A 14,762-nucleotide genomic window follows, 5' to 3' on the forward strand; every position below is an offset into this window, starting at 1 on the left:
GCCGGGGCGGGGCGTGGGGCGCCAGCGGTCTCCCGGTCACCCGCCCGGCACCCGGCACCCGCCCAGTCACCCGTCCCGTCCCGCACCCGGCAGGCACCACACACCCCGTCCCGCCCGGCGCCCTTCGGGTCACGCGCCCGGGGTGATCTCCGGGCCCTGGCCGTCCTGCATGCCGTGGACGGCCGGGACGCGGCCGAGGCGGCCGGCCTGGAAGTCCTCGAAGGCCTGCCGCAGCTCGGCCTCGCTGTTCATGACGAACGGCCCGTAGTGAGCCATGGGCTCCCGGATGGGCCGGCCGCCCAGGAGGATGATCTCCAGGTCCGGCGTGTGGCCGTCCTGCTTGTCGTCGGCGCGGACGGTGAGCGAGCCGCCGTCGCCGAAGACGGCCGTCTGGCCGAGGTGGACGGGCCGGCGTTCGGTGCCGACGGAGCCGCGCCCGGCGAGGACGTACGCGAGGCCGTTGAAGTCCTGCCGCCACGGGAGGGTGACCTCGGCGCCGGGGCGCAGGGTCGCGTGGATCATGGTGATGGGGGTGTGGGTGATGCCGGGGCCCTGGTGCCCGTCGAGCTCTCCGGCGATGACGCGCAGCAGTGCGCCGCCGTCGGGGGAGGTGAGGAGCTGGACCTGGCCGCCGCGGATGTCCTGGTAGCGGGGGTCCATCATCTTGTCCTTGGCGGGGAGGTTCACCCACAGCTGGAGGCCGTGGAAGAGGCCGCCGGACACGACGAGGTGCTCCGGCGGGGCCTCGATGTGCAGGAGGCCGGACCCGGCGGTCATCCACTGGGTGTCGCCGTTGCGGATGGTGCCGCCGCCGCCGTTGCTGTCCTGGTGGACGAAGGTTCCGTCGATCAGGTACGTGACGGTCTCGAAGCCGCGGTGGGGGTGCCAGGGCGTGCCCTTGGCCTCGCCGACCCCGTACTCCACCTCGCCCATCTGGTCCATCATGATGAACGGGTCGAGGTGGCGGTAGTTGATCCCGGCGAACGCGCGGCGCACCGGGAAGCCCTCGCCCTCGAAGCCGCCGGGCGCGGTGGTGACGGCGAGCACCCGGCGCGGTACGGCGCCCGTGGGGGCGTCGACGCGGGGCAGGGTGAGCGGGTTCTCGACGGTTACGGCAGGCATGGCGGGTCCTCCTCGGGGGCGGCGTGATCCCACTTTAGTTGAATCCTGAACTTCCTGCCAGGGGAACGCCCCCTCTCCTCCTCCCATTCCCCGACGGGCCGCCCACCCGGGGCGGCCCGCACGACGACCACCCGACCGCGTCAGGCGCGGACGCCCGCCATGGTGTCGGTGATCAGCGCCAGCAGCGCCGCGTCGCGGGTCGGCAGCAACAGCTCGACCGGCCCCCCGCCCCGCGCGTCGCACACCAGGGAGGAGCCGCCCTCGCAGGGCGTGGCGGCGGTGCCGGCCGGCGCCGTCAGGCGCAGCGGCTCCGCCCCGGCGCGGCTCAGCTCCACTGCGCCGCGGAACACGGTGAGCTTCCCGCGCGTCATGGCGGGCCCCTCCTCCGCCACCCGCTGGAGGCAGCGCAGCGCGACCTTCTCGCCGCGCCGGTGGGCGGCCATGCGACGGGCCGCGCGGACCTTGTCGAAGGTCGCGCCGAAGAGGCGCAGGCCCAGGTCCGACAGGGAATGCGCAATGAATTCGAACAACAACACGGGAAACCGTTCCTTGGTGGGGGCGGCGCCGGCGGGCGCCGCGGCCGGCGGATCAGCCGTACATCCGCCGCATGGCGAAGTCGACCATCTGCTCCACGGCCTTCGCGTCGAACACCATCCGGTGGTCGCCCTCCATGTCGAGGACGAAGCCGTACCCGGTGGGCAGCAGGTCGATCACCTCGGCGCCGGTGATCACGAAGTACTTGGACTCCTTGCCCGCGTACCGGCGCAGCTCCTTGAGCGACGTGAACATGGGAATGACCGGCTGCTGGGTGTTGTGCAGCGCGAGGAAACCGGGATTGTCCCCGCGCGGGCAGTAGACCTTGGAGGTCGCGAAGATCTGCTGGAAGTCCTCGGCCGACAGCGAACCGGTGGTGAAGGCCCGCACGGCGTCGGCGAGCGAGGGCGGCGACGGCTCGGGGTACAGCGGCGGCTGCTGCGCGTAGCCCTGCTGGGGCGAGGCGTACTGCTGCTGGGCACCCGGGTTCTGGTCGTAGCCGTACATGCCGGTAAGCGTACTGAGTTGGGCGGCCCCCATGGCGCCCGCCCGGGAGATCCGGCCACGGGCCCGCCGCCGGGCCGCCGGACGGGCCCCGCCCGCCCCCTGGTCGCCGCCCCGCGCACGCGTGACGCGTCACAGATTGCCCCATAGGGGTTGCTCTTATTACCGACGGGTAGCATCATCGTAGCTACTTGCTGGTACGTGTAAGAGGATTCCGCCTCCCCGAGCCTTACGGAGCCGTCGCCATGGGGCACTACAAGTCGAATCTCCGCGACATCGAGTTCAACCTCTTCGAGGTCCTCGGGCGCGACAAGGTCTACGGCACCGGTCCGTTCGAGGAGATGGACGTCGAGACCGCGAAGAGCGTCCTGGACGAGATGCGCCGTCTCGCCGAGAACGACTTCGCCGAGTCCTTCGCGGACGCCGACCGCAACCCGCCGGTCTTCGACCCCGAGACGAACACCGCGCCGATCCCCGAGTCCTTCAAGAAGTCCTACAAGGCCTTCATGGACTCCGAGTACTGGCGCCTCGGCCTGCCCGAGGAGATCGGCGGCACCACCTCCCCGCGCTCGCTGATCTGGGCGTACGCGGAGCTGATCCTCGGCTCGAACCCGGCCGTCTGGATGTACTCCTCGGGCCCCGCCTTCGCGGGCGTGCTCTTCGAGGAGGGCAACGACGTCCAGAAGAAGATCGCCCAGATCGCGGTCGAGAAGCAGTGGGGCTCCACCATGGTCCTCACCGAGCCGGACGCCGGCTCGGACGTGGGCGCCGGCCGCACCAAGGCGGTCCAGCAGGACGACGGCTCCTGGCACATCGAGGGCGTGAAGCGCTTCATCACCTCCGGTGAGCACGACATGTCGGAGAACATCCTCCACTACGTCCTCGCCCGCCCCGAGGGCCACGGCCCCGGCACCAAGGGCCTCTCCCTCTTCCTCGTGCCGAAGTTCCACTTCGACTGGGAGACCGGCGAGCTGGGCGAGCGCAACGGCGTGTACGCGACGAACGTCGAGCACAAGATGGGCCTCAAGGCCTCCAACACGTGCGAGATGACCTTCGGCGACAAGCACCCCGCCAAGGGCTGGCTGATCGGCGACAAGCACGACGGCATCCGCCAGATGTTCCGCATCATCGAGTTCGCCCGCATGATGGTCGGCACGAAGGCCATCGCCACCCTGTCGACCGGCTACCTGAACGCGCTGGAGTACGCCAAGGAGCGCGTGCAGGGCCCCGACCTGGCGAACTTCATGGACAAGACCGCGCCCAAGGTCACCATCACGCACCACCCGGACGTGCGCCGCTCGCTGATGACGCAGAAGGCGTACGCGGAGGGCATGCGCGCCCTCGTCATGTACACCGCCGCCATCCAGGACGAGATCCAGGTCAAGGAAGCGGCCGGCGAGGACGCCAAGGCGCTGATCGGCCTGAACGACCTGCTCCTGCCGATCGTCAAGGGCTACGGCTCCGAGAAGTCCTACGAGCAGCTCGCCCAGTCCCTCCAGACCTTCGGCGGCTCCGGCTACCTCCAGGAGTACCCGGTCGAGCAGTACATCCGGGACGCCAAGATCGACACCCTCTACGAGGGCACGACCGCGATCCAGGGCCAGGACTACTTCTTCCGCAAGATCGTCCGCGACCAGGGCGCCTCCCTGAACGCGCTCGCCGAGGAGATCAAGAAGTTCCTGGCGGTCGGCACCGGCGGCGAGGAGCTGGCCCCGGCCCGCGACGCCCTCGCCAAGGCGGCCGTGGACCTGGAGGCGATCGTCGGCACGATGCTCACCGACCTCACCGCCACCGGCGAGGACGTCAAGAACATCTACAAGGTCGGCCTCAACACCACCCGCCTCCTCATGGCCTCCGGTGACGTGGTCGTCGGCTACCTCCTGCTGCGCGGTGCCGCCGTCGCGGCCGAGAAGCTGGAGACCGCCTCCTCCAAGGACGTGGCGTTCTACCGGGGCAAGATCGAGGCCGCGAAGTTCTTCGCCGCCAACGTGCTGCCGGGCGTCTCCACCGAGCGCGCGATAGCCGAGGGCGTCGACAACTCCCTCATGGAGCTGGACGAGGCCGCGTTCTAGTCCGCGACCCCGGCCGGCCCACGACGGACCGGTCCACCACGGCCCGCCCCCGGACATCCCCGGAGGCGGGCCGCCGGTCTTCCCGGCCGCCTCACCGGGCTCCCCGCCCGGGATCCCGGCCCGGGCCCCCCACCGAGCGAACCACCGGGCCCTCGACCGGATCCCCGCCCGAGCCCTCCGCCGAGCGAGCCCCTCACCCCGGCCCGGGCCGGGCCCCGGCCTTCACCGGGCGGTGCACACCGAGAAGTGGCTCACCCGGCACGTGTCCGACGGCAGCGCCCCGCGCAGCTGCACCGCCGTGCCGTCCCCCGCCACGTACCACCGCTCGCCGCGCGGGACACCCGCCGCCGGACGCTCCCCCGGCTCCATCGCCACCCAGCGGCCGTGCACCGTGCGGTGCCACCGCGCCCGCGCCCCGCAGAAGCGGCAGGTCATCAGCGAACCGGTGCGCGGCGGACGCGGCGCGGGTATCGAGGCCCGCAGCGACGCGGCGGTCACCGGCAGGATGTCCCCGAGGCGCACCGGGTCCCGGTCCGGCGTGCCCACCGCCGCCGTCGTGCACGCCGCGCAGAGCGGCATCCCCAGCGGGGCGCTCCACTCCGCCCCGGGTGTTTCGCACGCGGCACAGACGGGCGAGACGTGCGTGGTCGTCGTGGTCACCAGTGCACCTCCGGTCGCGACCGGCGAGTCAGCGGACTGCTGTCCCGCCACGTCTCCCGATAGTCGCAGCCGCCACTGACAATGGGCCGTTCGCGACGGTCCCTCCCAACTGACCCGCCCGTAAAGTGAGGCCCATGAGCAGCTCACCCCCCCGCTTCGACCGCGGCCACACCGACGACCTCATGACCTTCCTGGCGGACTCCCCCACGCCGTACCACGCCGTGGCCAACGCCGGTGAACGGCTGGAGAAGGCCGGCTTCCAGAAGCTCGACGAGACCGCCGCCTGGGACGGTACGAGCGGCGGCAAGTACGTCATCCGCGGCGGTGCGATCATCGCCTGGTACGTACCGGAAGGCGCAGGCCCGCACACCCCGTTCAGGATCATCGGCGCCCACACCGACTCGCCCAACCTCCGCGTCAAGCCGCAGCCCGACATGGGCGCGCACGGCTGGCGGCAGGTCGCCGTCGAGACGTACGGCGGAACCCTGCTCAACACCTGGCTCGACCGCGACCTGGGCCTGTCCGGCAGGCTGACCCTGCGGGACGGCAGCCACCGGCTGGTGAGCGTCGACCGGCCGCTGCTGCGCGTGCCGCAGCTCGCCATCCACCTGGACCGGCAGGTCAACGAGGGCCTCAAGCTGGACCGCCAGCGGCACATGCAGCCCATCTGGGGCCTGGGCGACGACGTCCACGAGGGCGACCTCATCCGCTTCGTCGCCGACGAGGCGGAGGTCCCCGCCGCCGACGTGGCCGGCTGGGACCTGATGGTCCACGCCCTGGAGGCCCCCGCCTACCTGGGGCGCGACCGGGAGCTGCTGGCCGGCCCGCGCATGGACAACCTGCTGTCGGTGCACGCGGGCGTGGCCGCCCTCGGCGCCGTATCCACCGCCGGGGACCTGGAGTTCATCCCCGTCCTCGCCGCCTTCGACCACGAGGAGAACGGCTCCGAGTCCGACACCGGCGCCCAGGGCCCCCTCCTCGGCACGGTCCTGGAACGGTCCGTCTTCGCCCGCGGCGGCGGCTACGAGGACCGGGCCCGCTCCTTCGCCGGCACGGTCTGCCTCTCCTCCGACACCGGCCACGCGGTGCACCCCAACTACGCCGAGCGCCACGACCCCACGCACCACCCCCGCGCCGGCGGCGGCCCCATCCTCAAGGTGAACGTCAACCAGCGGTACGCCACCGACGGCAGCGGCCGCGCCGTGTTCGCGGCGGCGTGCGAGAAGGCCGGCGTGCCCTGGCAGACGTTCGTGTCGAACAACGACATGCCCTGCGGCACGACCATCGGCCCGATCACCGCCGCACGCCACGGAATCCGGACCGTCGACATCGGCGTCGCCATCCTGTCGATGCACAGCGCCCGCGAACTGTGCGCGGCCGACGACCCGTTCCTGCTGGCCAACGCCCTGGTGGCGTTCTTGAAGTAGCCCGCCCCGCGTAGGTGTTGCGGGTCGGGGTACCCGCAACACCTAAGCAGACGAGGAGGCGGGAATCATGGGCCTGGGTGGCTGCATCATTCTCATAGCGGTCGGGGCGATCCTCACCTTCGCGACCGACTGGGAAGCACAGGGCATCAATCTGGACCTGGTGGGGCTGATCCTCATGGCGGTCGGCATCATCGGCGTCGCGACGTTCACCAGCATCGCCAGGCGGCGCCGGGCGGTCGTCCCGCCGGTCGCCCCGACGGTGGTCGACCCCGCGGACGACCGGCGCTACTGAGCCGGACCACCACCGCACCGGACCACTACCGCACCGGACCGCCACCGGTCCGGAACGCCACCGGTCGGTCCGGAACGCGGTCCGGGCCGTCATCGGCCCGGACCGCCGCGGAAACATCCGCGAAAGGCCGGGCCTGACACCGTGTCGGCATGGTGCTGCTGGGACGACAGACCGAACTCGTACGCCACCGCGGCCCCGGACGCCGGGCCTTCTGGGGCCTGACCGGGGCCGCCGTGGCGCTCGCGGCGACCGTCGGCGCCCTCGCCGTCGGCGCGTACGGCGAACGGCCCCCGTGGGGCACGGACATCGCGTACGAGGCCGGCTACCTCCAGGGCAACCGCGTCCGCCACCACGACATGACCGGGGAACGGGTGCGCGACCTCCTGGACGGCGGCTGCGCCCGCAGGGAGGCCGCGGGCCTCGGCGGCCGGAAGGCCACCCACGACCCGGCGGCATGGGTGGCCGGCTGCCTGGACGGGGCGGCGGGCAGGCCGTCCCGCCACCAGGGCCTGGCGTACTGACCCCTACGCGGTCTCCGCCGGGTCCATCCCCGCGAGGATCAGCGGCAGCCGCGACACGCCCGACTCCGTGACCTTCACCGGAACACCCCAGTCCTGCTGGTGCACGTGACAGGCCGGGTACTCGTTGGCCGGGTCGTCGTCGCACGACGCCGCCATCGCGGACACATGCAGCACACCCTCCGGGACCGCCGGGTCCAGCACCAGCTCCCGGAACAGGTCCGTCCCCGTGCCCGCGCCCGAGACCAGCAGCTCGGGCGGCGTCGACGACACCAGCAGCCGCGTCGACGGACCGTACCGCTCGTCCAGCTTCTGCCCGCTCGGCGCCCGGAACACCACGTCCACCCGGAGCGTGCCCGGCGCCACCTCCGTCGCCTCCCGCCGCGTCCGGTGCGCCACCGCGGCCACCTGGACCGCCTCCTCGGGCAGCCGCAGCCGGGTCAGCCGGTGGCGCGCCGACTCCACCACCACGATGTCGTCGCCCACGAGCACCGCGTCGCTCGGCTCCCGCAGGTCCGTGGCGAGGGTGGTGACCTCACCGGCCGCCGGGTCGTAGCGGCGCAGCGCGTGGTTGTACGTGTCCGCCACGGCGACCGACCCGTCGGGCAGCACCGTGACGCCCAGCGGGTGCTGGAGCAGCGCCTGCCCCGCCTCGCCGTCCCGGTGGCCGAAGTCGAACAGCCCGGTGCCCACGGCGGTGTGGACGGCGCCCTCCGGGTCCACCCACCGCAGGGCGCTGGTCTCGGAGTCGGCGACCCACAGGCGCTCGTCGGTGGCGGCGAGCCCGGACGGCTGGGCGAACCACGCCTCGCCGGCGGGGCCGTCGACGAGCCCCTCGTTCGTCGTCCCGGCGGCGACCCGCACGGTGCCCTTCGCCGGGTCGTACGCCCACAGCTGGTGGACGCCCGCCATGGCGATCCACACCTCGTCCCGCCACCAGGCGACGTCCCACGGCGACGACAGCGCCACCTCCCGTGCGGGCCCCTCGGTCGGCGAACCCTGCCACCACTGCGCCCCGGTGCCGGCGACCGTGGACACCTCGCCGGTGCCCGGGTCCAGCACCCGCAGGGCGTGGTTGACGGTGTCGGCCACGGCCACCTTCCCGCCGGGCAACCGGCACAGCCCCTGCGGCTCGTTGAACCGTGCCTCCTCCGCCGCGCCGTCCACGAGACCGCGCTCCCCGGTCCCGTACCGCCGTACGACGGTCTCCCCGTCCGCGGCCAGCTCCACCACCTGGTGCCGGGTGGTGTCCGTCACCAGCAGGTTGCCGCTCTCCAGCAGCAGCGCCTTGCCCGGGAACCGCAGGTGCGTCGCCACCGGCTCGGGCGGCACGTAGGGCCCGTCACCGCGCCGCAGGGTGCCCTTGGCCTCGTGCTCGACCTCCAGCTCCTCGACGAGCTTCGCGATCGCCCCGGCGTGCCCCTCACCGGCGTGCTGGGCGACGACGTACCCCTCGGGGTCGATCACGACGAGCGTGGGCCACGCCCGTACGGCGTACTGCTTCCAGGTGGCCAGCTCGGGGTCGTCGAGGACGGGGTGGTGCACCCCGTACCGCTCGACGGCGTCGACGACGGCCTGGTGCTCGGCCTCGTGCACGAACTTCGGCGAGTGGACGCCGACGATCACCACGGTGTCCCGGTGCTTCTCCTCCAGCTCGCGCAGCTCGTCCAGGACGTGGAGGCAGTTGATGCAGCAGAACGTCCAAAAATCAACGACAACACACTTACCCCGCAGGTCGGCGAGGGTCAGTTCGTTGCCTCCGGTGTTGAGCCAGCCGCCCTTGCCGATCAGCTCGGGGGCACGGACACGGACACGGCGGGGCGCGGGCGCGGGGGTGGGCGCCGGGGCGGCATCGTTCATGGTTCAAGCTTGCCATTCGGCGGTGGGCGGCGGCTCACGGCGGGTCGTCGCGGTGCCGCGGCGCCGCGTGCGGTGGCGGCGTCCGTGGCGCGTCGGCCGCCGATGGGGCGGTCCGGCGGGTACGCATGGGTCATGAAATATCTGGTACGCGACAAGATCTTCGCCATCGGCGACGACTACTGGATCGAGGACGAGGACGGCCGGCAGGCGTTCCTCGTCGACGGCAAGGCGCTGCGGCTGCGCGACACCCTGGAGCTGAAGGATCCGGCGGGGCGGGTGCTGGTGACGCTGCGGGCGAAGGCGCTGAGCCTGCGGGGCGCGATGACCGTCGAGCGGGACGGGCGGACCGTCGCCACGGTGAGCCGCAAGCGGCTGTCGCTGCTGCGCGACCACTACCGCGTCACCCTGGAGGACGGCCCGGCGCTGGACGTGAGCGGGCGGATCCTCGACCGCGAGTTCGGCATCGAGCGGGACGGGGAGACCCTGGCGCGCATCTCGCGGAAGTGGCTGCGGGTGCGCGACACGTACGCCGTCGAGGTCGTACGGGAGGACGGCGCCGACGCCGCGCTGCTGATCGCGGTGGCGGTGTGCGTCATCCGGATGGCGGACAGGGACTGACGCCGGGGCGGCGGGAGCGGGCGGGGCCGGCCCCGCCGCGGCCGGGCGCGGGACGGCCGGGTGCCCGCGGCCGGGCGCGGGTCGGCGGGGGCCGGGTCAGCGGGGGGCCGGGAGGCCCAGGATGCGGTCCTTGAGGGCGGGGAAGCGGTCCCGGGTGGTCGCCACGAGCGCGGGGTCGAGGTCCACCGTGAGGGTCTCCTCGCCGTCGCCCGCCTCGGCGAGGACCTCGCCCCAGGGGTCGACGACGAGGCTGTGGCCGGCCTGGGGGACGCCCGCGTGGCTGCCGGCCGTGCCGCAGGCGAGGACGTACGCCTGGTTCTCGACGGCGCGGGCGCGGGCCAGCAGGGTCCAGTGCTCGCGGCGGCGTGCCGGCCAGCCGGCCGGGACGACGAGGGCGAGCGCCCCGGCGTCGACCAGCCCGCGGAACAGTTCCGGGAAGCGGAGGTCGTAGCAGGTGGCGAGGCCCAGCGGGAGGCCGGGCACCGGGACGGTGACCAGTTCGTCGCCGGCGGCCATCAGCACGGCCTCGCCCTGGTCGAAGCCGAAGCGGTGGATCTTGCGGTAGGTGGCGGCCAGGTCGCCGGAGGGGGCATAGACGAGCGCGGTGTTGTACAGGGCGCCGTCCGGGGCGCGTTCCACGACGGAGCCGGCGTGCAGCCAGACGGAGGCCTCGCGGGCGGCACGTGACATCGCGTCGTGCGTGGGTCCGGTGACCGGCTCGGCCTCCGCCTCGAACGACTCGTACGCGAAGGCGCCCACCGGCCAGAGTTCGGGGAGGACCACGAGGTCGGCGACCCCACGCTGTTCGGCCACGAGCGACGCCACGCGGGCCCGGCGGGCTTCGGGCGATTCGGCCGGATCTACTGCGATCTGGATCAGCGAGGCGCGCACACTACCACCGTCCTGGCATTCGAGCCGTCAACACGGGCCTACGATCGTCACACGAAAGCACTGCCGGGGTGCCTGCCCGCAGCGTAACTTAGCTGCCACAGCACCCAGCCCGCGTACGAACCGCCCGAGGGGTCCCGTGACCGTCCATCCCAGCCTCCAGCCCTACGCCGACGCCTGGACCCACTCCATCGAAGCGATATCCGAGCTGGTGCAGCCACTTGTCGAGGGTGAGTGGAATCGCGCCACCCCGTGCCCCGGCTGGTCGGTGCGCGACATCGTGTCGCACATCATCGGCATGGAGTGCGAGATGCTCGGCGACCCGCGCCCGATCCACTCGCTGCCGCGCGATCTCTACCACGTACGCAGCGACTTCGCGCGCTACATGGAGATGCAGGTCGATGTGCGCCGGCACCACACCGGTCCGGAGATGACCGCCGAGCTGGAGTACACGCTCATCCGCCGCGCCCGCCAGCTGCGCAACGAGAACCGCTCGCCGGAGACGCTGATCCGGGCGCCGCTCGGTGCGGAGCAGTCCCTCGAACTGGCCTACCGCATGCGCGCCTTCGACGTCTGGTGCCACGAGCAGGACCTGCGCACCGCGCTCGGGGTGCCCGGCAACCTCGACTCCCCCGGCGCGTACGTCGCCCGGGACAACTTCCTGACCGTCCTGCCGAAGGTGGTCGCCAAGGACGCGGGCGCGCCGCCGAACACGGCGGTCGTCTTCGACGTCCACGGTCCGGTGGAGTTCCTGCGGACGGTACGGGTCGACGCCGAGGGCCGCGGTTCGGTGGACGGGGCGCCGTCGCTGGGCCCCGCGGTCACGATCGCGACGGACTGGGAGACGTACGTCCGGCTCGCCTGCGGCCGGGTGCGGCCCGCGGCGGTCGCCGACCGGGTCAAGGTGGAGGGCGACACGGAGCTGGCGGGGGCGATCCTGTCGTCCTTCGCGGTCACGCCGTAGGGCGCGGCCGCGCGGCACCGGCCGCCCGACACCGGCCGCCCGGTCCTCGTGCGGGGCCGCACGGGACCGCCCTCGCGCGGGACCACGCACCCGCCCGCCGCGCTAGGCGGGGACGTGGACGGTCTCCACGCGGCTCGCCACCAGCCTGTCCCGTTCCCGGCGGGCCGTGCGCGCGCGGAGCCGCACGATCTGCGCGACGCCCAGGGCCTGGAGCACGAACACCGAGGAGAAGGCGATCCGGTAGTCGCCGCCGGTCGCGTCGAGCAGCACGCCGACGGCGAGCAGGGTGGTGATGGAGGCGGTGAAGCCGCCCATGTTGACGATGCCGGACGCCGTGCCCTGCCGTTCCGGCGGGTTCGCCGGCCGGGCGAAGTCGAAGCCGATCATGGAGGCGGGCCCGCAGGCGCCGAGGACGACGCACAGGGTGGCCAGGAGCCACATCGGGGCGTGGTCGCCCGGGTGGGCGAGGGTGGCCCCCCACACCGCGGCGGTGGCCGCGACCGTGCCGAGCGCGAGCGGCACCCGTGCCCCGTGGTGGCGGGCGATGATCTGCCCGTAGGTCATGCCGAAGACCATGTTGGCGAGCACGGTCAGGGTCAGCATGTCGCCGGCCGTCCCCCGGGACAGGCCCTGCTCCTCGACGAGGAACGGCAGCCCCCACAGCAGCAGGAACACCATCGCCGGGAACTGGGTGGTGAAGTGCACCCACATGCCGAGCCGGGTACCGGGTTCCTGCCAGGACCGGACGATCTGGCGGCGGACGTACGCCGCACCCGCGTGGTGCGCGGGCTCCGGCGCGTACCCCTCGGGGTGGTCCTTCAGGAACAGGACGAGCAGCACCAGCACGAGCGCGCCGGCCAGCGAGCTGCCGGCGAAGGTGGCGGTCCAGCCGAGCCCGTCCAGCGTCCGGGCGATGACGATCGTGGAGACGAGGTTCCCGACGACGCCGAAGAGCCCGGCGACCTGCGCGATCAGCGGTCCGCGCCGGGCGGGGAACCAGCGTGTGCCCAGCCGGAGCACGGAGATGAAGGTCATCGCGTCGCCGCAGCCGAGCAGCGCCCGGGAGGCCAGGGCCATGCCGTACGAGGGTGAGAGCGCGAAGCCCAGCTGGCCCAGGGTGAAGAGGACCACGCCGAGGGTGAGGACCTTCTTGGTGCCGAGCCGGTCGACCATCAGGCCGACGGGTATCTGCATGCCTGCGTAGACGAGCAGCTGGAGGATGGAGAAGGTCGACAGGGCGGAGGCGTTGACGCCGAAGCGGTCGGCGGCGTCGAGGCCGGCGACGCCGAGGGACGTGCGGAAGATGACGGCGACGAGGTAGACGCAGACGCCGACGCCCCACACGAGGGCGGCGCGGCGGCCGCCGGGCGGGTCGGAGGGCAGCGCCGCGGCGGGGGAGCCGCTCACCGGTCCTCACCCCTGACCAGGACCTTGACGCGGCTGACGTGGCGGCGCACGCACCGGGCGGCGCCCTCGGCGTCGCCGGCGCGGACGGCGGCGAGGATCTCGGCGTGCTCCGCGATGTTCTTGGCGACGCGGTCGGGGTGGGCCTCCATCACGGCGACGCCCATCCGCAGCTGCCGGTCGCGCATCTGGTCGTAGAGGCGGGAGAGGATCTCGTTCCCGGCGTGGCGGACGATCTCGGCGTGGAAGCAGCGGTCGGTGACGGCGACGGCGGCGAGGTCGCCCTCGTCGGCGCGCCGCCGCTGCTCGTCCAGGAGCTCCTCCAGCCGCTCCAGGAGCGCCGCCGGGGCGGGGACGGCCTTGCGTACGGCGAACTCCTCGACCAGCAGGCGGGTTTCGACGACGTCGGCGATCTCCTGGGCGGAGACGGCGAGGACCAGGGCGCCCTTCTTCGGGTACAGCTTGAGCAGGCCTTCCATCTCCAGTTTGAGCAGCGCCTCGCGCACCGGCGTACGGGACACCCCGACGGCCTCGGCGAGTTCTCCCTCGGTGAGGAGGGTCCCGCCCTGGTAGCGGCGGTCGAGGACGGCTTGCTTGACGTGGGTGTAGACGCGGTCGGCGGCGGGAGGGGCGGAAGGCATGCGTACAGCATAGATACAAGAGGGGTGCATCAGAAGGCGTTCGGCGGGGAGGTAGACGCAACTCACAGGCCGGGCGCACCGGGTGACCCACGTCACGTGACCCGCGCCACACGCGCGGTTCTTCCCGCGAATCCGGGATCGCCGTACATCCTTCGGGCCCGTTCGGTGGTCTCTTCATGGGCACTGGTTTTCCGGCCCGCCAGGTTGAGGCGTTTTCGACGTATTTGAGACTCGAACTCGGAGCGTTTTCCTTTGATATCGATGAACACGGCCGTGCGCCGCACCGCCACGGTCGCCCTCGCGGGCGGTCTGCTGCTGACCGCCTCCCCGCTCGCCGCTCCGGCCGCGGCCGCCGTGCCGATCCCCTCCATCAGCGCCAAGGGCGGCTTCCTGCTGGACCAGGCGGACGGCAAGGCCATCTACGGCAAGGCGAACACCACGCGCCGCCAGATGGCCAGCACGACGAAGATCACGACGGCGATCGTGGTCCTCACCACCCCGGGTGTGGACCTCAACCGCAAGGTGACCGTCAAGCAGGCGTACCGCGACTACGTGGTCCGCAACGGCGCGAGCACCGCCGACCTGCGCACCGGTGACAAGCTCACCGTCCGCCAGCTCCTGTCCGCGATGATGCTGCCGTCCGGCAGCGACGCCGCGTACGCCCTCGCCGACACCTTCGGCACCGGCACCACCACCGCCGCCCGCACCAAGTCGTTCATCGGCAAGATGAACGCCAAGGCGAAGCAGCTCGGCCTGACGAACACGATGTACGACTCGTTCGACGGCATCTCGGCGGCCGGGAACAACTACACGACCCCGCCGGAGCTGGCGAAGATGGCCCGCCACGCCTTCAGCAGCGCCGTCTTCCGCGAGATCGTCAAGGCGCCCTCGTACAAGGCCGCGGCGACCACCAGCACCGGCGGTACGCGCACGTACACCTGGTACAACACCAACAAGCTGCTCGGCTCCTACAGCGGCGCCAACGGCATCAAGACCGGCACCGGTACGGCGGCCGGCCCGTGCCTGGTCTTCGCGGCCACCCGCGGCACCAAGACCTACGTGGGTGTCGTCCTCAACGCCCCCGACCGCTTCAACGACGCGGCGAAGCTGCTGGACTTCGGCTTCGGGTCCACCACGGCCAGGACCATGGAGCTGCGCTCCCTCCCGGCGGGCGCCCAGCGCGACTGACGATCAGCGCGACTGGCCGTCGCGCACACGGTGAAGGGCCCGGACGCGCCGTCGCGTCCGGGCCCTTGTC

15 protein-coding genes are annotated in these 14,762 nt (G+C 72.5%); 7 read left to right on the forward strand and 8 right to left on the reverse strand.

The features are described 5' to 3' along the window. Window positions 1-129: 129 nt before the first annotated feature. From A4V12_RS14020 to A4V12_RS14030, 3 genes are all read right to left on the reverse strand, one after another. Window positions 130-1,122, reverse strand: coding sequence for a pirin family protein (locus A4V12_RS14020; protein WP_064069661.1), 993 nt, complete (start codon window positions 1,120-1,122; stop codon window positions 130-132). A gap of 140 nt (window positions 1,123-1,262) precedes the next feature. Then, window positions 1,263-1,658: a hypothetical protein gene (locus tag A4V12_RS14025; RefSeq protein ID WP_159028869.1), complete on the reverse strand. Its 396-nt coding sequence runs from the start codon at window positions 1,656-1,658 to the stop codon at window positions 1,263-1,265. Between the two features lie 52 nt (window positions 1,659-1,710). Further along, window positions 1,711-2,163, reverse strand: coding sequence for an SseB family protein (locus tag A4V12_RS14030; protein WP_064069663.1), 453 nt, complete (start codon window positions 2,161-2,163; stop codon window positions 1,711-1,713). A 242-nt stretch (window positions 2,164-2,405) separates the two neighbouring features. Between A4V12_RS14030 and A4V12_RS14035 the strand changes: the two genes are divergently transcribed. Next, window positions 2,406-4,232, forward strand: a complete 1,827-nt coding sequence (locus A4V12_RS14035; protein ID WP_064069664.1) for an acyl-CoA dehydrogenase — start codon at window positions 2,406-2,408, stop codon at window positions 4,230-4,232. Between the two features lie 222 nt (window positions 4,233-4,454). On the opposite strand, the gene A4V12_RS14040 is transcribed toward A4V12_RS14035, so the two are convergent. After that, window positions 4,455-4,892 (reverse strand): DUF6083 domain-containing protein, encoded by a 438-nt coding sequence (locus tag A4V12_RS14040; protein WP_234372181.1) that lies wholly within the window; start codon window positions 4,890-4,892, stop codon window positions 4,455-4,457. A 134-nt stretch (window positions 4,893-5,026) separates the two neighbouring features. Here A4V12_RS14040 and A4V12_RS14045 point away from each other — a divergent pair, with 134 nt between their 5' ends. From A4V12_RS14045 to A4V12_RS14055, 3 genes are all read left to right on the forward strand, one after another. Then, window positions 5,027-6,319 (forward strand): M18 family aminopeptidase, encoded by a 1,293-nt coding sequence (locus A4V12_RS14045; RefSeq protein ID WP_064069666.1) that lies wholly within the window; start codon window positions 5,027-5,029, stop codon window positions 6,317-6,319. Window positions 6,320-6,386: 67 nt separating this feature from the next. Beyond that, window positions 6,387-6,611 (forward strand): DUF6458 family protein, encoded by a 225-nt coding sequence (locus tag A4V12_RS14050; RefSeq protein WP_064069667.1) that lies wholly within the window; start codon window positions 6,387-6,389, stop codon window positions 6,609-6,611. A 149-nt stretch (window positions 6,612-6,760) separates the two neighbouring features. Further along, on the forward strand, window positions 6,761-7,132 hold the full coding sequence (locus A4V12_RS14055) for a hypothetical protein (RefSeq protein WP_064069668.1): 372 nt from the start codon (window positions 6,761-6,763) through the stop codon (window positions 7,130-7,132). A 3-nt stretch (window positions 7,133-7,135) separates the two neighbouring features. Here the strand turns inward: A4V12_RS14055 and A4V12_RS14060 are convergent, their stop codons facing one another. Next, entirely contained in the window at window positions 7,136-8,989 is a 1,854-nt protein-coding gene (locus A4V12_RS14060) for an NHL domain-containing thioredoxin family protein (RefSeq protein ID WP_064069669.1), read from the reverse strand. A gap of 132 nt (window positions 8,990-9,121) precedes the next feature. On the opposite strand from A4V12_RS14060, the gene A4V12_RS14065 reads away from it, so the two are divergent. Then, window positions 9,122-9,607: an LURP-one-related/scramblase family protein gene (locus tag A4V12_RS14065; protein ID WP_064069854.1), complete on the forward strand. Its 486-nt coding sequence runs from the start codon at window positions 9,122-9,124 to the stop codon at window positions 9,605-9,607. Between the two features lie 96 nt (window positions 9,608-9,703). Here the strand turns inward: A4V12_RS14065 and A4V12_RS14070 are convergent, their stop codons facing one another. After that, entirely contained in the window at window positions 9,704-10,498 is a 795-nt protein-coding gene (locus tag A4V12_RS14070; RefSeq protein ID WP_064069670.1) for a carbon-nitrogen family hydrolase, read from the reverse strand. A 136-nt stretch (window positions 10,499-10,634) separates the two neighbouring features. On the opposite strand from A4V12_RS14070, the gene A4V12_RS14075 reads away from it, so the two are divergent. Next, window positions 10,635-11,459 carry a maleylpyruvate isomerase family mycothiol-dependent enzyme gene (locus A4V12_RS14075; RefSeq protein WP_064069671.1) on the forward strand — a complete coding sequence of 275 codons (825 nt, stop codon included), beginning with the start codon at window positions 10,635-10,637 and terminating at the stop codon, window positions 11,457-11,459. Between the two features lie 102 nt (window positions 11,460-11,561). On the opposite strand, the gene A4V12_RS14080 is transcribed toward A4V12_RS14075, so the two are convergent. Both A4V12_RS14080 and A4V12_RS14085 read right to left on the reverse strand, forming a co-directional pair. Then, on the reverse strand, window positions 11,562-12,866 hold the full coding sequence (locus tag A4V12_RS14080; RefSeq protein ID WP_064069672.1) for an MFS transporter: 1,305 nt from the start codon (window positions 12,864-12,866) through the stop codon (window positions 11,562-11,564). After that, on the reverse strand, window positions 12,863-13,504 hold the full coding sequence (locus tag A4V12_RS14085; protein WP_199831286.1) for a GntR family transcriptional regulator: 642 nt from the start codon (window positions 13,502-13,504) through the stop codon (window positions 12,863-12,865). The genes A4V12_RS14080 and A4V12_RS14085 overlap by 4 nt, the downstream gene beginning before the upstream one ends. Before the next feature lie 261 nt (window positions 13,505-13,765). Here A4V12_RS14085 and A4V12_RS14090 point away from each other — a divergent pair, with 261 nt between their 5' ends. Continuing rightward, window positions 13,766-14,692 carry a D-alanyl-D-alanine carboxypeptidase family protein gene (locus A4V12_RS14090; protein WP_064069674.1) on the forward strand — a complete coding sequence of 309 codons (927 nt, stop codon included), beginning with the start codon at window positions 13,766-13,768 and terminating at the stop codon, window positions 14,690-14,692. Window positions 14,693-14,762 lie beyond the last annotated feature (70 nt).

It is taken from the genome of Streptomyces noursei, from assembly GCF_001646665.1.
Lineage (GTDB): Bacteria > Actinomycetota > Actinomycetes > Streptomycetales > Streptomycetaceae > Streptomyces > Streptomyces lavendulocolor.